Genomic DNA, 16,047 nt, shown 5'->3' with positions numbered 1-16,047 from the left:
TTTCGTCGGCGAGCGCGCCGACCGATACTACGCCCACCCCGACCGACGTATTTTCTGCCGGGATCCCCGACCTCTGGTTTGAGCTTCCTCCTGGGTTCATGGAGTTCGACCTCGAGGAGGACGCAGAAGAACGCATGCTGCGGATGACGGATGGGATCGAACGGCTCTTCCCCGATGCCACACCCGAGCAGAAGCTCAGCGTCGTTGTGTCCGGCGAGTACGCACTCCAGACCCTGATCGCGGTGGGCACCGCGCACGCGTCGAGCTGTCTGCTGCGGATGCCCGACGGAAGGCTGTCCCAAGGGACGTTGTGCGTGATCGTCGAGAGTCCGGACGGTGGTCCGGAGAGCCAGGACAGGCGGGGGGCGGCCAAGCGCACGGCTGCACAGTGGCACGAACAGTATCCGGACGCCGAGGTTGGGCTGGTCATGCTGCCGTACGGTCCTGCCGCCCTGTGTATACGCGATCAGGATCTGCGCATCCCGGGCGTGATATTCGGCCTTGACGACCCCACCCCTGCCTTGATCCGGCAGATGGAGTTCTGTGTGCCGCTCGGGACCGGCCCCGGATCGGCCCTCTTCACCTTCATGACCGAGGACGTCAAGCACTGGGCCGAGTACATCGAGGTCGTCAGCGGCATCATGAAGTCGGTCTCGGTGGATGAACCGGGCGGTGGGAGCACGCCGGTGTCCGGCAGTGCCGGTACCGGAGGAACGGAGGGGCGGGCATGAGTAGCGCTACGGAGGTCATACCGCTGGGAAGGCGGACGTGGGTTCGCGTTCTGCTGGCGGTAGGCCTCGGTTGTTATGTGCTTGCCGTGATGGTGGGGATGTTCTTCCTGTCGGACGACTTCGGCTTCGTCCCCCTGGCCCTTCTGTGGTTCGTGGACGGTGTGTTTCTCGCCGTGCTCAACTGCAGGCTGGGAGTTGGCATGGAGCGTGCCATGAGCGCGGCGCTGTTCATGGTGCTCGCCTCCGTGATGGCAGTCGCCGTTGCCGGGATGGCCCGCGACAATCTCACGCTTCAGCAGCGGGGGGAGCGGGTTACGGCGACGGTGGTGAAGGAACGAACCGACCCTATCCATGGGCGCGACTCCCGTCAGTCCCACTACACGCTGGAACGGCGGGATGGCACCAGGGTTCCCGGGCCCGAGATGATGACCTTGTCCGACATCTACGACGTCGGCAAGGTGTTGACAGTCATCGAGGACCCCAAGGGAGAGCTCGCGCCTAAAACGCCTGTTCAGGCAGATGCCACTGGCGAGTTGGCCGGTTCCGGGGCCTTCGCGCTCGCGGCCCTCTGTGGCGTCGGGTGGCTGGCCTGGCGGGGATCGGACACCGGGAAGCGGCGGGAAGCGGCGAAGAGCAAGAAGCCGTCCGGGGTGCGGAAGGCCTACAGTGCGGCCGTCGGCGACCACAGCACGGAGGCCGAGCAGGAGGAGAAGCTCCGGGAGGCTCTGCGTACCTCTCCGACCGACCGGCGCGGCTACATCAAGGTGGAGCCGGAGAAGTACCCCGATCTGTCGCAGCATCGGGCTGCCCGGATCGCGTGGGAAATGGGGCTGCGTGCCGAGGCGTTCGGCAACCGGGGATCGTGGCGCTTCGGGGAGACGGTGATGGAGGAAGTTCCTTACGACTGAGCGCCGTCACCCTGATCAGCGTCGTCACCATGAACTGAACGGACGCTGCCGCGCCCGCCAGCGGGCCCGGCCGCGTCCGGTACCCCTCGAACCCCCTCACGCCAGCACGAAGTACCGCACCCCGATGTACCCCGCCGACAGCACCAGCGTGGCCGCCGTGATCACCAGGCCGATGAACGGCGCGGAGCTGGCCGCCGTGATCGACGACCACTACATGGGCGAGGCCGGGACGCTGGGGGGCGGCCCGGACGGCGAGCAGCCGGGCGACGGGTGCGCGGTGACCACGGCGTTTTCGCAGCCCACCACGCGTTTGTCCGATCAGCACCGCGTCTCTTCGGGTGAACAACCGGTGCGGGACCCACCCCAGCGGGCAGGCATAGCGAAGGACCACACAAGAGGGCTCGCGCGTATCCGGGGCCCTGGAGTGCTCCAACGGAAGGGTTTGTGTCTACATGTCTCGAATTGTGCGGATGACTGTGCTGTCTGCCATCGCGGCCGCCACTGTGCTCGGGGGTGCGTCGGTCGCCTCCGCGGACAGCGGTGCCGAGGGCGCGGCCATCGGCTCGCCGGGTGTGCTCTCGGGCAACGTCGTCCAGGTGCCGGTCGACCTCTCGGTCAACGCCTGCGGCAACAGCATCGACGTCATCGGCCTGCTCAACCCGGCCTTCGGCAACGTCTGCGTGAACGGTGGCGGCCGCGACCACGGCCGCGACCACGGTGGCTGGAACCACGGTGGCTGGGACCACGGCCGCGACCACGGCCGTGACCACCACTGGAACTGACCGCGCAGCGGCAGTGAACCAGCGGTGAATCAGTGAGCACTGTGCCCCGGAAGGCCGTTCTGCCGGCTCCCTCCGGGGCACAGCGCTGTTCGCCACCCGCCCGCCGCCGGACAGCGCCTGCCGGCTCACGCCCGCCCGCTCACGGCTACCTGCTCACGACTGGCTCACCTCGGCCGAGAACCAGTCCACGCTCATCCCCGCGCCGGAGCTGATGTCGGCCGCCGGGGAGGTGCAGCCGCAGACCTTGTTCGGGTACGAGCCGCCGATCGCCACGTCGAAGATGGCGAAGAACCCGTGGTCGACCGCGGCCTTCCAGGTCGCGTCGGACACCTCGTTCTGGTTGACCACGAAGGTCTGGACGCCGTCGAGGGAGAAGCGCAGCTGCTCGGCCGACGCGTTCGTACGGTCCACCACCACCGAGTACGTGTGGTAGCCGGACTGGCAGCCCGTGCACGTCTGCAATCCGCTGCTGATGCCGTCCGGGTCGTGGCACTCGCCAGCCCACTGACCGCAGTGGAAGGTGGTCGAGTGCTGGCTGAGCGCGTTGACGTCCTCCATGATGTCCAGTTCCCCGATGCTGGGCCAGTTGGTGGCCCCGGTCGGCCGGGCGTCCGCCCCCATCGCCCAGAAGGCGGGCCAGTAGCCGAGCCCGCTCGCCGGGTCGGGCTGCTTGAGGGAAGCGCTGAGCTGGAGCTGTCCGCCCGCCGGTGCGGCGAAGTCGGTGCGCTGGGTCTCCACCCGGCCGGACGTCCAGTGCCCGGAGGCGTCACGGACCGGCTTGATCACCAGATGGCCCGACCCGTCCTGGTAGACGTTGTCGGTCGAGTCGGTGGATGTCTCGATCTCGCCGGTTCCCCAGTTGGCGGCGCCGCCGGGGTAGCCGGTGCCCTTGTCGTAGAGCCAGTCGGCCGTGTTCAGGCCCGTACCGGCCGCACCGCCGAAGTCGTCCCTGAACACCGTGGTCCAGTCGGCGGCAGCGGCCGTACGGGGTCCGGCCGCCGGTTCGCTCGCGGCGGCGGAGCCGGTGAGTCCGGCAGGACCCGCGAGACCGGTGAGCCCGGCCACCGGCAGGGACAGTGCGGCGAGCACGGTCAGCAGGCGGCGCCGGGTGCGGCGTCCGGGGCGGCGTTCAGGACCGGAGGAGGCGCCGGGAGAGGTGCCGGGGGCGGAGCCGGAGAAAGCGATCCTGTTCATGGGGGCTGCTTTCGTGGGGGTGTGGGGGTGTGGGGATGCAGGGGGGCGGGGGCATGGCGGAGTGGGGGGGGGCAAGTCGCATGAGAGCGCTCTCAGATGCCTTCCGAACGACTGTCGAGCACTGCGGCCGACCCCGTCAAGGGGCTTGCCGCGTTCACTCCCTGAAGGCAACTGGGCCGTATATCCGGCCAGTTGGCATATGGCGTTCCGCTGTCGATGCCGGAGGGGCCGCAGGGGAGCCGGATTCGGCGAAGTGTGTATAAACCATTGACGATCCAGGCGATCTCTGTGCCCATGTACATGTCACTTTCTACCTGTCTTTTCAACGGCACCCGTGTGCGTGTGCACCCGTACGTCCGTGCGCTCGTTCACCCATGGCATGCGTGCGTCCATGACAGCGACTCGGGAGGGCACATGAACGTCGACCGGAGATCAGTACTGAAGCTGGCCGGAGCGGGCACGGTGGCCGCCGGTGTCTCCACCGTCGCGTCCGCCACCGGTGCGGCCGCCGCCGCGCGGGGCGGCGTCGCCGCCGGAGCGGTCCGTACGGTCCCGACGGCCTGGCCCGGCACGGCCGCAGCCGCCACCCGGGCCGCCCAACTCGTCGCGAAGATGACCCTCGACGAGAAGATCGCCCTGCTGCACGGCGAGGGCTGGTCCACCGGGACCGTGGGGTACGCGGGCCGGGTCCCCGCCAACACCCGGCTGGACATTCCGGCCCTGTACCTGGGCGACGGACCGGGCGGTGTGGGCAACGGCTCGACGGGGGTGACCCAGTGGCCCGACTCCAAGACCCTCGCGGCGACCTGGGACCCGGACGCGGCACGGGCCTACGGTGCCGCCTACGGCGCGGAGCAGGCGGCCAAGGGGCACAACATCGCCCTGGCGCCGTGCATCAACATCCTGCGGGTTCCTTACTGGGGGCGCTCCTTCGAGACCTTCACCGAGGACCCGTACCTCAACGCGGAGCTGGCGGCCCGGGTCGTCGAGGGCATCCAGACCAACCCGGTGATGGCCACCGTGAAGCACTTCGCGGCCAACAACCAGGAGACCCTGCGCGGCTCGATCGACGTGGTGGTCTCCCAGCGGGCCCTGCACGAGATCTACTACCCGGGGTTCCGTGCCGCCGTCCAGCGGGGCGGCGCCGCTGCCGTGATGACCTCGTACAACAAGGTCAACGGCGCCTGGTCGCACGAGAACCGCACCGCCGTGCGGGACACCCTGCGCGACGCGTGGGGCTTCGACGGCCTGGTGATGTCCGACTGGGGCGGCACCCACAGCACCCTGCTCACCGCCCGGGCGGGCTCCGACATGGAGATGCCGGGCTCCACCTACCTCGGCTCCAAGCTGAAGGACGCCGTCACGGCGGGCACGGTGAGCGCCGCCACCGTGGACACGATGGCGGTCCACGTCCTCGCCGCGATGTACCGGACCGGGCTCTTCGACCACCGGCTGCCGGACCCGGCGACCGTGCTGTCCAAGGTGGTCAGCAGCGACGCACATCTCCAACTCGCCCGCAGTATCGGCGTCCAGGGGAGTGTGCTGCTCAAGAACGAGCGGGTGCTGCCGTTCGCCCGCCCCGCGTCCCTCGCGGTCATCGGCGGCGCGGCCGACGCCGGGGCGCGTACGCACGGCGGCGGTTCGGGCGCCGTCACGGCCAACGGCACCGTCGTCACCCCGCTCGCCGGGATCACGGCGCGGGCCGGGGACATCCCCGTGACGTACACCAAGGGCCTGGCGGGAGCCGCCGACGCGGCGCGGGCGGCGGACGTGGCCGTCGTCGTGGCGGCCGACTACACCGGCGAGGGCGCGGACCGCACCACGCTCGCCCTGCCCGACGGCCAGGACGAGCTGATCGCGGCGGTGGTCGCGGCGAACCCCCGCACGGTGGTCGTCCTGAACACCTCGGGCTCGGTTCTCATGCCGTGGCTCGACGGCGCCGGTGCCGTCCTCGCCAACTGGTACGGCGGACAGGAGCAGGGCAGCGCCCTGGCCGCGATGCTCTTCGGCGACGCCGAACCGGGCGGCCGGCTGCCGGAGACCTTCCCGGCATCCGAGCAGCAGGGCCCGGCGAAGACGACCGTCCAGTACCCGGGCGACGGCGTGCAGGTCTACTACGACGAGGGACTCGCGGTCGGCTACCGCTGGTACCGGAGCTCCGGCGAGAAGCCGCTGTTCCCCTTCGGTCACGGCCTCTCGTACACCACGTTCCGGCTGTCGGACCTGCGCCTGGAGCGGTACGGGGACGGCTACCGCGCGAGCGCCGCAATCCGGAACACCGGCCACCGCACCGGCAGCGAGGTCGTCCAGCTCTATCTGACGGCGCCCGCGGCGGCCGGGGAGCCGGCCGGGCAGCTCAAGGCGTTCGAGAAGGTCACCCTGGAACCGGGCGAGAGCCGGACGGTGCGTCTCGGTCTGCCCCGTGAGGCGTTCGCGGTGTGGCAGACGGCCGGGACCGGCTGGACGGTGGTGCCGGGGACGTACACGGTGTCGGTCGGCAGGTCGTCCGCGGACCTGCCGCTGGAGACCACGGTGCGAATCGGCTGAGGCGGTCCGGCTGAGGCGGTCCGGCACGGCCGGCCGGCGACCACTTCGCCCGGCCCTCTCAGGGGCGCGCGGGTGCCGCGCCCGGCTGGGGCGGCTGGAGGATGGAGAGCGGGTCGCTGGTGGGGGCGACGAGGTACTTGGCCAGGTAGGCGGGTCTGCCGCCCAGCTGCGCGGTCTGCGTGATGATGAGCAACGGGTCGGTGGGGCGCAGCCCGAGGAGCCTGCCGCGGGTGGCTCCGGCGATGCCGGCGGTGATCGTGCACTCGCCGGGGCCGAAGACCGGGCCGAGCATGCCGATCATGGCGCCCAGCAGGGTGCGGGGGCTGTCGTGCAGCTCCTGCACCCGGTCGGCGACCACGGGGGAGACCGCGCGGAGGTCCGAACCGCACGCGATGTGCTCCTGGACCAGGGCGAGTTGCTCCACGCCACGGGTCAGCCGGGTCTCGCAGAACCAGGCGTTGCTGTCCTCTTCGAGCCCGAGGCCCTGCAGGACGAAGTCGGTCGTGCGCTGGAGGTTCATCTCCAGGCGCTCGGCGCGCACGGGCTGATCGGGCGTGGTGAGTGTTTCCTCGAAGGGCTGCAGCTGCTCCAGGCCCTGGCGCGGGAGGGTCTGGCTGACGAAGCGTCCGACCCCGCGGCGGGTGCGGATGAGCCCGTCCTCCTCCAGCAGCATGAGGGCCTCGCGCACCACCGTGCGGCTCACGCCCAGCCGGGCGCCGAGGTCGGCCTCCTTGGGCAGGGCCGAGCCCAGCGGGAAGACCTGGTCCCGGATGCCGTGCGCGAGCCGTGAGTAGACAGCCACGCGCAGCGGCTGGCCGACGGAGACGGTCATGGGTTCGGCCAGAAAACCGTCGACGGTGGGGACGGAGACAGTCACGGCGCACCTCGCTTCGCTACGGGCCGGTGTCCGGTCGCTACGGGCCGGTGATGGTCCGTTCCATCTAACCAGAAATCCATCGACACTAGACGCATGTCGGACGGAGAGGTATAACATCTCACATCAGCCAAGAGTGTGACTCAATGTAACAATGAGGTTCCTTGTGAACACAGGCAGTCCGGGCGCTGGCCCAGGAATCAGAGATGCAAACCCGTTGGAAGTCGCTGAAAACGGCCTCCTGCACGGGAAGAAGGCGGCAACGCTCGTCGCAACGCTGTTGCTGAGTGTGATCGCCTACCAGTTGAACGCCAGCATGATCACCCCCGCGCTGCCCGAAATGGCGCGTCGGCTCCACGGAAGCGTGGACGGCATAGCGCAGGTCTCCTCGCTGTTCTTCCTGGCCGGAGCGATCACGGGGGTCGTCCTGAGCCGCCTCAGTGACTTCTGGGGACGCCGCCGGATCCTCATCGCCGTCCTGCTCGTGACCGCCGTGGGCACGGTCCTCTGCCTCGCCGCCCCGAACCTGCCGGTCCTGCTGACCGGCCGGGTGCTGCAGGGCGCGTCGAGTGCTGCCTTCCAGATCGCGTACGTCGTCCTCAACGAGCGGCTCAGCAAGAAGGTCTTCGCGACCGCCCTCGGAGTGATCACCGCGATCAACGGCGGGGTCGGCGGTGTGGACGGCCTCCTGGGCGGCCGGCTCTCCGACGCCTTCGGCTACCGGTCGATCTTCGCCGTCATCCTGGTGATCGGTGTCGCCGCTTCGGTCTGCGTGGCGTTCGTCCTGCCCAAGGACGGGCGGCCGGACAAGGGCCGCATGGACTGGTGGGGCGCTGCCACCCTGTCGATCGCGCTCTACTGCGTCACGTACCTCGTCTCGCACGGCTTCGCCGACGGATGGCACAGCGCGAGCACCCTCGGCTACCTGGCCGGAACCGTCGTCTCGGCCATCGCCTTCGGCATGGTCGAGCGCCGCAGGGCCACGCCCCTGATCGCCCTGAAGCACCTCAAGTCCCGTGAGGTGTGGCCGGTCATCGCGACGACCGTGATCGCCCTGTCCGGAATCTTCGCCGTCATCAACTTCACCGTGGTCGTCATCAGCCAGAGCCCGAAGATCGGCTTCGGCATGAACGCCACCGAATCGTCGCTGCTCTTCCTCACCCCCGCAGCACTGATCGGGCTGGCCGCCGCCCCGATGGCCGGGCGGCTGGCCGACCGGCGGGGCTGGTTGATCACGCTCCGCGTCGGTCTCGTCCTGAGCATCGTGGCCCTCTGCGTCATCGCCTCGTACCCGCTGGAGAAATGGACCGTCTTCGCGGCGGTCGCCTTCCTCGGCATCACGTACAACGGCCTCGTCCTGACCACGGTGAACGGCCTGGGTGTCCTGAACTCGCCCAAGGACGCGCCCGCCGCGCTGCCCGGCCTCAACAGCGCCGCCTTCGGGATCGGCGCGAGCACCGGCATCGGCATCGTCGCCCCGTACGCGGCCCGCGCCACGCACGCCGGCTACAGCACCGCGCTGTGGATCTCGGTGGGGATCACCGTCCTCGCCCTGGTGGCCAGCCTCTTCATCACCCGCCGGGCAGACTGACAGCCGCCGCACCAACACCCGGCGGACGGAGGACAGTCACCACCGCACCGACAGTCACCACCGCACCGACAGTCACCACCGCACCGACAGCCACCACCGCACCGCATCACACCGACCCCCTCCCCGGCATCCACTGCCCCGACCGCGAAGGACCTCCCATGACAGCCCAGCCGCTCTACTTCGACTGCGACACCGGCATCGACGACTCGATGGCGCTCGCCTATCTGCTGGCCTCCCCCGAGATAGAGATAGTCGGCATCGGCACCGTCAGCGGCAACGTCAACTCCCGGCAGGCGGCCCGCAACACCCTGGCGCTCACCCAGCTCGCCGGGCGCGCCACCATCCCCGTCGCCGTCGGCGCCGCCGATCCGCAGGCCGGTACGTACGCGGGCTCCGTGCCGCACATCCACGGCCACAACGGTATCGGCGACATCACCGTGCCCGACTCGGACCAGTCGGCCGTCTCGCAGGACGCCGCCGACATGATCATCGAGCTCGCCCGCGCCCACCGGGGAAAGCTCCGGCTGCTCACCACCGGCCCCCTCACCAACGTCGCCGAGGCCCTCCGCCGGGAGCCCGAACTGCCGTCGCTGGTCCAGGACATCACCATCATGGGCGGCGCCGCGTACCAGAGCGGAAACGTCACCCCGGTCGCCGAGGCGAACATCCACAACGACCCCGAGGCCGCCGCCGAAGTCCTCGCCGCGCCGTGGGACATCACGCTCGTCCCGCTCGACGTCACCCTCGCCCACGTCCTCGAAGAGTCGGACCGCCGGCGCCTGCTGGACTCGGGCAGCCCGCTGCCGGTCGCCCTGGGCGAGATGCTGGACCTCTACTTCGACTTCTACCTGGAGACGTTCGGTCGCCGCTGCTGCGCCGTGCACGACCCGATGGCCGCGGCCATCGCCGTAGGAGGCGTGGTGCCCACGCTCGCGCCCACTGTGGATGTCGTGGTCGACGACACCCAGGGCCCCGGCCGCGGCCAGACGGTCTGCGACCTGCGCGGCCAGTTCCTCAACTACCCGCCGCAGGACGGTGCCCACTGCCGCGTCGTACTGGAGGCCGGCCCGGGCTCCGCCGCGCACCTCGTCGAGCGGCTCCTGACTCTCTGAGCCCGCCGACCGCTCCGCCCGCTCTCCGCCGACCCCGGCCGGCGCCCGCTCCGGCGGCGAAGGCCGACCGGGCGGCGGGGGAGGCGTCCGGTCGGCCCGCCGTCCGCCGACCCGAGAGAGCGGCTACGGAGCTGTGCCGCAGCCTGGGACTGGCCGCAGGCTCATCACTGCCGTCCGTGGCAGCGAGACCGGGCCGTCCTCCTTGGTGCGGACCGTGACCTGCTTCCGGTCCGCGCCCACCAGCTCACCGCAGAGGAAGCGGCTGTTCGTGCGTACTTGCACGAGATGTCCCGGGGCATCATCCGTCGTCACCCAGGCAACGAGGAGCGCCCCGACCACCAGGACGACTCCCAGTACGCAGCAGACGGATGCCCACCTCAGCGCCCGGGTGATCCGTGAAACCTCCCGCTCGGTCCAGCGTCGCAACGACTGTCCACCGAGGAGGATCGCGGCCTCCGGGACACCGTGAGCCGCTCGAACCGCCAGCAGCGACCCCACCACCAGCAGCACGAAGGCCGACACCAGCAGCCCGGTGGCCGTGTGACGGGCCCAGACCGGCAGTTCCGTCAGGTTGTCCCTGCCCTTCAGCAGCACCAGCACAGCCAGGAGCGCGGTGAGCCCCGTCAGGCCGGTGCGCCAGCCCTCGGCCTGTCTGCGCAGTTCCGGGAGTCTGGTGAATTCCAGCTCCCGCGCCAGCTCTGCCCACCGCCGGTCGGAACGCGCGCTCACCGGCGGATCCGCCAGCTCGCTCCGCACCCGCGGTACGAGGTGTCCGGCGGGGACTGCGGATGCGCATGCCCGCACTCGCAGAAGTGCACCTCCGAGGTCAGGGGGCCGGGACCGGATCCGGCCCCCGGGGCCGAGCGTGCTCCGCCGAGCAACCGGCTCAGCGGGCCCTTCACCCCGGTACCGGGCGTGGCCCACGGGAACACCGTCTCCGTACGGCCGTGACAGCGCGGGCACGTTCCGGAGACGACCGCGCCCACCCCGTCCGGAGCGAGACGCTGGGTGAAAGGTGCCGGGTCGACCTCGCCGAGATCCTGCTCGGCGTAGGGCTTGCCGTGGTCGTGCGGTCGGCTGGGTCGGCTCTGCGTCATGCCCCCTCCTCTTTCCCGGTGACGGGAGCCAGGCGCAGTCCGAACATCTCCGCGTACAACTCCATCCGGTCCCGGACCCATTCGGGTGTCTCCTCGACCGCCCGGGCGGCCAGCACGACGCGTTCCCGGCTCACCGGACCCGCAAGAGCGGGCAGCCTGCCGTCGAAGCCCTCCGAGAGGATCGCCAGATCCTGCCAGTGCGGTACGGCGTCGAGGACCACGGTGACCGAAGGCGCTGTTTCTTCGAGCCCCAGGTAAGGGGTGATGCGGCGCCAGGTGTCCCGCATGGACTCGCCGAGGCGGCCGGCGATGCTCACCAGGTCCAGGGGCACCAGCGGTGAACCGGGCGCGGAGACCCGGTGGGCCGGGTCGACTGCCAAGGCGTCGTGGGCGCCGGGTACGTCGTCGGGGAGCGCGGCCACCGCCTCGGCGGACAGTTCGGGCACCAGGGCGCCGATGGCGCGCAGCGGCGCCAGCGCCCGGTACGCGGTGCGTGCGCCCTGGTGCCGCTCGCAGGCGTAGGTGACAAGACGCTGGGGCGTCAGCGGCTTCCAGCGGGGGCTTTCGAACCACTCGCCGTCGCTGTCGTCGTCCGGTCCGAGGTCGACAAGCGCCACGGTCTCGTCCCACGTGGGGCGGAACTTCTTCAGCTCCTTGGGCAGTTCGGGCGCGACCAGTTCCGGCCCGAGCTTCAGGTGCTGCGCCTCCCGGTGCGCGGTCTTCCACAGGAACGACAGCTTCTGCCGCAGTTGCTGGCTCGCGGTGAACAGTACGGCTGACGTGGCCGGTACAGGGTAGTCGGCCCCGTCCCAGGAGGGGTCCGTGCCGGAGAACGCGTACCTGCTGGGCGTCGGGAGGCCGTCCCAGGCCTCCAACAGGCTCGCAGCATCGGGGAGTTCCACATCCGCTTCGCGCAGTTCGTCGGCGTACCAGGAAAGTTCCTCGTGCGACATGTCGTGCGGCCGCACATATGCGAGATCGCGGAGCGCGACTCCGTCCTCCAGACGGATGCCCTGGCCGTGCAGCCAACCCGCGAGAGACCCTGTTTCGGGAGAGAGGAATACCCCTCGTCCGGCTGCCCCCTCCGCGTACCTCCGGCGGTGGACGAGGCCGAGGGCCTTGGCTGCTTTGGCGAGGATGCGCTCCGCCTTGCGCACCGAGATCTCCCACTCGGCCGAGAGATCGAGGGTCGCGGCCCACGGCAGTACGGGGAGACCGTCGCTCCCCACGACGACGTACCGTCGTAGAACCGGGAAGAGGTCATCCGGTGCGGCCGCCCACCGGTCGACCAGTTCCTGGTCCGGCACGGGCCGGAGCCAGCCGAATTCCGCCACGCGGCGCAACACGTCCCGGGGGCTGCGATGTGTCGCCCCCGCCACCGCTCGGATGTCCCAGGGGCTCGTGGCCGGGGACCAGGTGATCGCGTCCTCCTGGAGGTAGAGCAGCCTCAGTTCGTCGTCGGTGCAGACATGGTCGCGGTGGTGATCGGGTACGGCGGCCAGGGATTCGCTCAGGAAGGGAGCGTATTTGGCGCAGACGGTGGCCAACTCGCCCAGTGAGTTCCCGAACTTGGCGGATGCGCGCACGATCCCGCTGAGGTCCTGGGGCGGATGCTGGTAGTGGATCTCTGCGCTGGAACCCTGCTCGGAGTGCCCGCGGACCCTGCCGGAAGGGGAGGACAGGTGCACGTGCTCTGCCCCCAGGAGTCCGGTCATGATCTTCCGGTCGGTGAAATCCGGCTTCCAGTTCAGGTCCCCGCCGCTGTGGACCGCCGGGCCGGCCAGCCGGAGGTGGGCGATGCGCAGGCCCCGCGTCGCACGCAGTACGTCCGCCACGGTCACCCCCTGCTTGTGGGCGACAACCACCGCGTTGCGCCAGTCGCCCCTGACCCGGGCCGCGATGTCCGACCAGCCCGGACGCGGGATGGGGTGGCCTTCGAGCGACCGGGGGGCCGCTTCCTGCTGCGCACGGTACGAGTGCCCCAGAACCGCGGAACGCCAGGGGCGGACCGCGGTGCGGAGCCATCTCTCCTCCGACCGGCCCGACCGGTCGTCGAGGCCCGAGTCCAGTCGGAACCAGCCGACCTCGTCGAGGTTCACCGTGCGGCCGTGGTCAGCCAGGACCTGGACGCCCTGCCCCTGCCACTCCCTCCAGAGGATCCGGGCAATCGCCGGATGACGTGACTCCATGGTTCTCAGCCAGTCGAGAGTCAGTCCGGGCCATGCGGAGAGTGCCTGGGCGCCGAGCCGGATCCGCTGATGCGCCCAGCGGCGGTCGTAGCCCTCCAGTTTGTTCCGGTTGACGCTGAGTTCACCGGCGTGCTCACCCGTCAGATTGAGGACGTAACCGAAGGTCTTTCGGTCGGCCACGATGCCGTCGCACACGATCGCCCCGTCGCCCTCGACCCACCACAGCGTGCCGGGCAGCGCCTCGACGGCCGAGCGCGTGACGATCCGGTTCGGCCCGTCGCCGGATCGCAGGCACGCAGGCGGCCAGTTCTGCTCCCGGCCGTCCTCGCCGCGGACCTCCAGCTCGAACTCGCTGATGAGCACCAGGGACCGCAGCGATGTCAGACACGCACCCCCTTTCAGGGCATGGGAGTCGCGCAGGTAGAGCCGGACGCGCGTGCCGCCGTCGGGCAGGACCGCGCCGTCGCGCTCCTCGTCCTCCCGTACCCGGAACAGGCTTCCGCTCACCGGGATCTCGACGCGCAGTGCCTTCACGGCCGGGCGCCCGTCGGGGCCGACGGGCCGGGTGACGATCGTCATTTCATCGGCCAGCATGAAGTAGCTGAACACGCCGATCCCGAAACGGCTGTTGGGGTACAGCCGCAGCGACCGGTCGTGCCGGAGCCAGGCGGCCTGCTCGCGCCGGAAGGAGCGGGACTGGTCGAAACGGCGCCCGGCCCGGGTGAAGGTGCTCTTGAGCTGGTCGACGGTCATGCCGACACCGTTGTCGACGCACTCGACGTAGCGCCCGTGGCTGTCCTCGCCCGTCTCGATACGGATACGGCCCGTCCAGGCCCGGGGCTCCTTGCCGCAGCCGCGCAGGTAGCGGACGCGCATGTCCCGGTAGCGGCAGGCGTCCATGGCGTTCTGGTACAGCTCCCGCAGGGCGAGGGCGGGGTTGCCGTCGTACAGTTTCTCGCCCATCAGCAGTTGGCGGATCTCCGTCTGCGCCAGGGAAAAACGCGCGAGAGGCACGTCGTACGCATCCAGCCCCTGCTGTTCCTCCGGCCGTAGTCGGTGGTCGGTCAGCCGCGCGGGCACGCCCCGCAGCAGAACCGCCTCGTCGGCCGGCAGCCGCACCGCCGTCTCCCGCAGGGAGTAGCCGAGTTCGTCGGCGTCCTCGACGACCGAGGCGAGCGCGGCATGGATCGCGGGGTGCGGGCACACGGCGTCGAGATGCAGGTACGAGGGCGCACCGCCCTCCTGGTCGGGGTCCCACAGGGCGTCCCGCAGCACGGTGATCACCTCGCACGGCACCACCGGATCGGAGACGGCGAGGTGCTCGGCGAGGACCTCCGGCAGGCGCCGCGCGTCGAGGGCGAGCAGCCCCGCGAGGCGCAGCAGCGCGGCGAGGGGGCGTACCCGCAGCCGCTGCGGCGCCTTCCGTACGGCAGGTACGACGTGACGGCCCGGCAGGGCGGTCCGCTGGTCGTCGGACGGGGCGCCGAGGACGAGGCCCGCGGAGACCGTGCGCAGGGCGGCGGACAGCTGCGCCGCCCTGCCGGTGAGGGTCTCGCCTGCCGCGGGCCGCGACGCGCCGAGCAGCCCTGCCACGAACGAGTCGGCCAGTACGGCGGGTACGGCCTCCTCGTCGGTGGCGAACCGTTCCCCGATCCAGCGGTGCACCAGCCACAGCATGACCGCGTTCCGGTCGTCGGAGGGGTCGGTGTCCCACCAGTACCAGCCGGTGAGCTTCTCGCTGATCTGCGGGTGGTGTTCGGCGATCTGCTCGTAGTGCCGCCGCTGGTCGTCGGCGTCGGAGCTGCGGCGCACGAGGTACGGCATGAGTTCGGCGGCCTGGCTCAGCCGGTCGGCCCAGGCCGCCTCGTGCAGCAGGACGCCGGCGATCAGGGCCGTGACCTCAAGAGCGGACAACTCGGTTTTCGCGGACAGCAGGACCGGGAGCCGTTCGCGCAGCAGACGTACCGGGAACTCGTCGTCGGCCCAAGGGTCGGGCAGCCGCTCCTGGGCGTGGTGGACCTGCCGGGCCACGTCGATGGCCAATGCGGCCAGGCCGTCCTGGAGGTGGGCCACGGCCTCGGTGTCACCGTCCGGGACGTGCTTCCAGAGGGCCGTTGTACGCACGGCGTCCTGCCAGGCCTCCAGCAGCGGCCTGCTCCGTGCGATCGTCCGGGACCTGGTCCGGGCCTCCCGGTCGCTTCCGTAACGGATCTGCACCTGCTGCGGTTCGGCCCGCGCGCGTCTGGCCAGGTGTTTCGTCTGCCGCCCGGTCGCCTGGTACACCTGCTCCACCGTGCCGGCCTCGGTCAGCGGACCGAGGGCCTGCGCGAGGGCCAGGGAGAAGAAGCTGCCCGTCTCCGTGAAGCCGCTGCGTTCACCGGGCGCACACCCGGTCATCACCGCGAAGCCGGCGTTCGGCGGCCCCTTCGTGATGTGGCTGCCGAACGCGGCGGCCCGTGCGTCCTCCACCGAACGGCACGCGTCGATCAGCCACAGCACGGTATCGGCACCGCAGCCGGCCAGGTACTTGCTGATGTCCGCGTCCAGCAGGGACTCGCGGATGTGGGGCTGTTCCCAGCCGCCCGGTGTACCGCCCCCACTGGCCGGAGTCTGGCCGTCGGCGGGTACCAGGTAGTCGGTGTCGCCGATACGTACGCCGTGTCCGGTGAAGTAGAGGAGCAGAGTGCTGTCGGCGGCCGCGCTGTTGGACACGGCGGTGATGCGCTCGGTGATCTCATTGCGCGTCGGATCGCGCAGTGCCTCCACGGTGTAGCCGCTGCCCCGCAGAGCGGCTGTCATGGCCCGCAGATCCGCCTCGACCGTCGTCCCCAGCGGTCGGAGGCACTGTTCGGCTCCGGGGTTGTCACCCACGCCGATCAGGAGTGCCGTACGACTGACGCCTTCCACCTTGCCCCCCCAGCTTCCTGTGAACGTCACATGATTTCACCTGGCACCGGCGGGGGCGGTAGCGGTCGGGCGGTACCGGTCGGCAACGACGGGTACGCCACGTCCGCAAGTGGCC

At 70.4% G+C, this 16,047-nt stretch carries 11 protein-coding genes; 6 read left to right on the top strand and 5 right to left on the bottom strand.

All coding sequences use genetic code 11. From position 1 onward, the window contains the following. Positions 1-98 precede the first annotated feature (98 nt). From OG285_RS15460 to OG285_RS15450, 3 genes are all read left to right on the top strand, one after another. On the top strand, positions 99-731 hold the full coding sequence (locus OG285_RS15460; RefSeq protein WP_371791273.1) for a hypothetical protein: 633 nt from the start codon (positions 99-101) through the stop codon (positions 729-731). Continuing rightward, complete coding sequence (locus OG285_RS15455; protein WP_371791272.1) at positions 728-1,639, top strand: hypothetical protein; 912 nt, start codon at positions 728-730, stop codon at positions 1,637-1,639. The genes OG285_RS15460 and OG285_RS15455 overlap by 4 nt, the downstream gene beginning before the upstream one ends. Before the next feature lie 452 nt (positions 1,640-2,091). Continuing rightward, positions 2,092-2,421, top strand: a complete 330-nt coding sequence (locus tag OG285_RS15450; protein ID WP_356826278.1) for a chaplin — start codon at positions 2,092-2,094, stop codon at positions 2,419-2,421. A 153-nt stretch (positions 2,422-2,574) separates the two neighbouring features. Here OG285_RS15450 and OG285_RS15445 read toward each other — a convergent pair whose 3' ends face one another. Continuing rightward, complete coding sequence (locus OG285_RS15445; protein ID WP_356826276.1) at positions 2,575-3,615, bottom strand: glycoside hydrolase family 16 protein; 1,041 nt, start codon at positions 3,613-3,615, stop codon at positions 2,575-2,577. Positions 3,616-4,029: 414 nt separating this feature from the next. On the opposite strand from OG285_RS15445, the gene OG285_RS15440 reads away from it, so the two are divergent. Continuing rightward, the gene (locus OG285_RS15440) at positions 4,030-6,162 is read left to right on the top strand and encodes a glycoside hydrolase family 3 C-terminal domain-containing protein (RefSeq protein WP_371791271.1); all 2,133 of its coding nucleotides are present in this window, start codon (positions 4,030-4,032) and stop codon (positions 6,160-6,162) included. 58 nt (positions 6,163-6,220) lie between these two features. On the opposite strand, the gene OG285_RS15435 is transcribed toward OG285_RS15440, so the two are convergent. Further along, the gene (locus OG285_RS15435; RefSeq protein ID WP_356826272.1) at positions 6,221-7,039 is read right to left on the bottom strand and encodes a GntR family transcriptional regulator; all 819 of its coding nucleotides are present in this window, start codon (positions 7,037-7,039) and stop codon (positions 6,221-6,223) included. Between the two features lie 214 nt (positions 7,040-7,253). Here OG285_RS15435 and OG285_RS15430 point away from each other — a divergent pair, with 214 nt between their 5' ends. Continuing rightward, positions 7,254-8,627 carry an MFS transporter gene (locus tag OG285_RS15430; protein ID WP_356826270.1) on the top strand — a complete coding sequence of 458 codons (1,374 nt, stop codon included), beginning with the start codon at positions 7,254-7,256 and terminating at the stop codon, positions 8,625-8,627. 158 nt (positions 8,628-8,785) lie between these two features. Beyond that, positions 8,786-9,739 (top strand): nucleoside hydrolase, encoded by a 954-nt coding sequence (locus tag OG285_RS15425; protein WP_371791270.1) that lies wholly within the window; start codon positions 8,786-8,788, stop codon positions 9,737-9,739. 123 nt (positions 9,740-9,862) lie between these two features. On the opposite strand, the gene OG285_RS15420 is transcribed toward OG285_RS15425, so the two are convergent. The 3 genes from OG285_RS15420 to OG285_RS15410 are packed head-to-tail and all read right to left on the bottom strand — an operon-like array spanning position 9,863 to position 15,962. Next, on the bottom strand, positions 9,863-10,468 hold the full coding sequence (locus tag OG285_RS15420) for a hypothetical protein (protein WP_371791269.1): 606 nt from the start codon (positions 10,466-10,468) through the stop codon (positions 9,863-9,865). After that, complete coding sequence (locus tag OG285_RS15415; RefSeq protein ID WP_371791268.1) at positions 10,465-10,836, bottom strand: hypothetical protein; 372 nt, start codon at positions 10,834-10,836, stop codon at positions 10,465-10,467. The genes OG285_RS15420 and OG285_RS15415 overlap by 4 nt, the downstream gene beginning before the upstream one ends. After that, complete coding sequence (locus OG285_RS15410) at positions 10,833-15,962, bottom strand: caspase family protein (protein WP_371791267.1); 5,130 nt, start codon at positions 15,960-15,962, stop codon at positions 10,833-10,835. The genes OG285_RS15415 and OG285_RS15410 overlap by 4 nt, the downstream gene beginning before the upstream one ends. Positions 15,963-16,047: the final 85 nt, after the last annotated feature.

It is taken from the genome of Streptomyces sp. NBC_01471 (assembly GCF_041438865.1).
Classification (GTDB): domain Bacteria; phylum Actinomycetota; class Actinomycetes; order Streptomycetales; family Streptomycetaceae; genus Streptomyces.
Note: the sequence above shows the minus strand (reverse complement) of the source record. Positions and strands in the feature narration are given on the sequence as shown.